The following is a 3794-nucleotide window of genomic DNA, read 5'->3' as shown; positions in this document are numbered from 1 at the left end:
AAATGAACACCCTTCCAATAGAAAGGAAAGGGGAGGCGGTCAGTAAAAGGCAACAAAGCAGCAAATGCCATGTATTCACGCCCGACTGAGCCCAGTTCTTTGAAGCTGACAAAATCCCCTTGTTTAACAAAGCGGTCCAATAAATTCCCCGCCTCATCTTCACGACAATATCCGTATACAATTTGCATTATTCAAACTCCTTTTAAGGACATTGTTTTGCTCTTTTAAAAGAACAAAACAATGGGCTCTCTCTCAAGAGCCGTGCTACAAACTGGCTTGTGCATTCTTGTAGTAGAATGCGCACACCCAAAGGATGTGGTGTCTGGTATTCCCAAGTAACTCTGTTGAACCACTCAACCAGCGTGCTTAATTGAGTAGAAAAACAGCCTTGGACGTCGCCCCAGGTAAGGCTCCTGAACTTTTTAGGCATATTACGCAGGCCTGCGCCCATCTGCGGCGCTTTTTGCAATAGTGAAGGCAGCCACTCTTACGGTGATGCGGGTGTTGGTATGCAGATGGAATAAAAAGCCGACGAATGTGTTTTTCGACTTTGATCTCAAAGACTGCGATATCAACGTAGTCAGTATGAATCAACATCAATGGGGATGACAATGTTTGAAAGCATCAGCAACGCACAAGGGACTTGGTTTTCGACCTATCGTGAAAGAACGGGCCAAAAGGGTTTTCTGACGTACATGTTCTGATGTGTAAGGCGGGAACGGTTCGTTATCCCACAAGGGGAACTTGGTGGACCACTTTAAGTAAGTGATGCCACAAATGAGCAAAGAGTGTGGTTATCTTCTTTACTCCCGACGTGTTCGTTTTATGGACTCAGTTAGGCTAAACCACGAGTATTAGCAAGAGCATCTTTTCGTTGTTGACTAAGGTAAGCTCCGTGATGTTTTTAGCTGAGCGCCTCACTAACCCGCTCGTGAGTATAACCATAATCTAAAGCCCAGCGATGGAGATCTTCAATCGACATAGGTTTAGCGTAATAGTAACCTTGATGTTGAAAGACGCCTCTTAATAAAAGCCCGTTAGCTTCAAGCTTATTTTCAACCCCTTCCGCTACTAGATTCATTTCTAACTGCTTAGCCATTTTAATATACCCATCTAGAACAGCGGATTTTCCTTCATCAATGGAGCGTGTAAACATTTTGTCTATTTTGATAGTGTCAATATCGAAATAATGCAAATAGGAGTTTCCGCCATAACCGGTACCTGCATCATCAAGGCTTATTTTAAGTCCTAATGTTTTGAGTAAGGCGAGGCGCTGACTGGCAAACGCCAAATTTTCAATCGGTTGGCGTTCTGTCAATTCAAGCGTCAGTTTTGAGTAGTCATGCTGAAACCGCTTTAAATAGTGGTAAAAATCGTCATTTTGTAGGTGCAGAGGAGTGATGTTGACACTGCAATAAAACTCAGCGTTTTGACTCATCAAAGACGATAAGTCGCGGTAAATGGTTGTAATGAGATTTTCTGTTGTTGGAATGATATCCCCACTTTGCTCTAGATAATGGATGAACTTGCTTGGTTCTATGACGCGGCCATCAGAGGGAAGCCATCGGAGTAAAGCTTCGACACCGAGCATTTTACCTGTTTGTGCGTCTACAATGGGTTGATAATAGGGGAAAAACTGGGCGTCTCGAACCGCTTTTTGAAGAGCAATTTCTTTTTTTGCATGCCAATAGGAAACACATAACCAAAGAATGGTGAGTGAAATCATAAAGAGTAAAGTGGTGACCGGCCACAAGTTTTGCTTAAACTTCGAAAGCACTCGTGAGGCAGAGACGGAGGATTCAAAGGTAAGAGGAAGATAGTTTGAAGCAACTGAGTTCGAGTACAGGCGATCAGCATTGGGCAAACTGCCTATTTCAAGGATAGTGTAATTTTCTTTTGGTAAAGATAAACGAATAGAGCGTTGATGGTCTAAATCATTTTCAAGAAAAAGGTATTCCGTGCGTAATGGAAAGAGGAAGCCATATTGTCCATTCGAACCGTATAAATAGGGGGGATGTTTTGGGGTTGTGGAGAGAGAATAAATCGCTAAACGCCACATTTCCCCTTTTAATTGTGTACTGAGTAAGTTCTTAAAATTACGTTGTTCAAATTGCTCAACGCCGAAAGGAGAGCAATAGGTATAAGGTTTCTGCTTATCAAGATTAACGATGGGTATCGACATAAGTAGATGCGACACATAAAGCTTCTCTAACTGCTCTATTGTGTCAGTGGAGCATTCACCGCTAGCGACGCTGGCTTCAGAAAGAGTGGGTTTTTCAAGCCCATATTTAATCGCAACAGAAACGATTTGATCGAGGTAGTCGACGTCATGCTTAATTTCATTATGAACTTGATAAAGACTGGTTGCTAATGAAGCCAATAAGCTAAACAACAGGGCCAATAACATAACACCAGTCTTATAGACCCATTGAGGGTGGGGACTGAATAAGCGGTCTAACCAAGGGTGTCTGGAGCGCATACTTAACTCTTTATAATTATAAATCCAACGAATTGTGTTGAGCTGTGAAATGTTATTATGCGGTTTAATTAACGTTAATTTCTATAAAACCTTTTAATCTGAAAGGGTAAAATCATAAAAGTGGAAAGCCGATCACTCTTTGTTAGGAAGTTTCAATTTTTAGGTTCTAAATCAAGCCTTAAAGAAAACACTGACCGTAATCTTGGGCCGCATTAAACATATGGCTTAAATGTAAGGCTTTCTTTGTTAAAGGGTCATATTTATGACAAGCAAAACAGCCCCTATCTTCTTTAGGATGCACTAAAGCAAACCATTGAGGGTTTTGGACATAGGTCTCTATTGTACTGTTTGATAATAACTTCGAACCCCCTATTTCATTTTTCCAAGAGGGAGGCACCTCTCCTTTATTTAAATCACTCTCGTTTGAGACTGTCCAAGATGTGCCCACAAGGAAGTAGTTAGACCAAACAGATTTACGTGATTGGTAATAATCTGACATTGCCTCGTTAAGCGCTTTTATATCTTTAGCTACTTCAGTTTTCGTTAAAACACCAACCCCATAGGGTGTTTCTCTACAGACTTGAGTAGGTTTACCAGGGAAGTAAGTATTCACTTTCTGAAAGGACATTGGGTTGAAAAATGTCCATTTACCTGATTTTTCAAAATTTGATAGGTTAGGAACATCAGCACAATCAGGAGCGTTTTCCTTGTGTTCAAATGTGGTCCAAATGAATTCAGGATGATTCCTTGTTTTTCGCACTACATGAATCCCGACCAAGCCCATTAGAACATTACTCCTTACTGCCCCGTCGATCTCAACATCTCTATGAATAGTGAAAAATTTTTCAGGGTTGTCGTTATTAGATATTAATTTCCATGAGGTTTTTACTTCAGTGGAGCCTGGGGATATTTCAAACGGTGTTTTCCCACTGTCAATATCGGCGACACATTGGCTATTGTTTAATCCGTGTTTGACGATGTCATTGTAGAATTTTTTATTGACACTTTGTTGATAGAAGACCGGATTGCCTTCTTGATCGTTCAATGGGAAATTAGAGCCGGCTTGAAGGATCTCACTTTGTACTAATCCTTGATCACCTTTATTGTCCCAACTATCGGGTATCTCTTTAAATATTCTGTCTTTCGGCATCATATTCAAGAATAAACCCGGTGTCTTGTCACTGGTATAATAAGCAAAAGATTGCCATGCAAACTGCATAAAACTGCAATTAATATCGGATTTACTCGTTTCTGTAGGCTCTTGAGGTAAGGAAGGGTAATCAATCCAAGAGGAGTTGCCAGTACAGTCAGGGGC

Annotated in this window: 2 protein-coding genes and 1 pseudogene; all 3 read right to left on the bottom strand. The window is 41.0% G+C overall.

Annotated features, from left to right (window positions below):
• Positions 1-188 (bottom strand): annotated as a pseudogene (locus tag AB4653_RS19655) (hypothetical protein); the annotation flags it as partial.
• A 716-nt stretch (positions 189-904) separates the two neighbouring features.
• Complete coding sequence (locus AB4653_RS19650) at positions 905-2479, bottom strand: EAL domain-containing protein (RefSeq protein WP_017061839.1); 1575 nt, start codon at positions 2477-2479, stop codon at positions 905-907.
• 178 nt (positions 2480-2657) lie between these two features.
• On the bottom strand, positions 2658-3794 hold a 1137-nt coding region (locus AB4653_RS19645), incomplete at its 5' end, for a hypothetical protein (RefSeq protein ID WP_372105082.1).

The sequence above is a fragment of the Vibrio sp. 10N.222.48.A3 genome (assembly GCF_041475345.1).
Lineage (GTDB): Bacteria > Pseudomonadota > Gammaproteobacteria > Enterobacterales > Vibrionaceae > Vibrio > Vibrio tasmaniensis_A.
This window is presented reverse-complemented; position numbering and strand designations above follow the sequence as displayed.

What these genes read in the sequence shown, in the direction of transcription:
- AB4653_RS19650 (WP_017061839.1), bottom strand. Translation starts at nt 2,479, where the DNA reads ATGCGCTCCAGACACCCTTGGTTAGACCGCTTATTCAGTCCCCACCCT.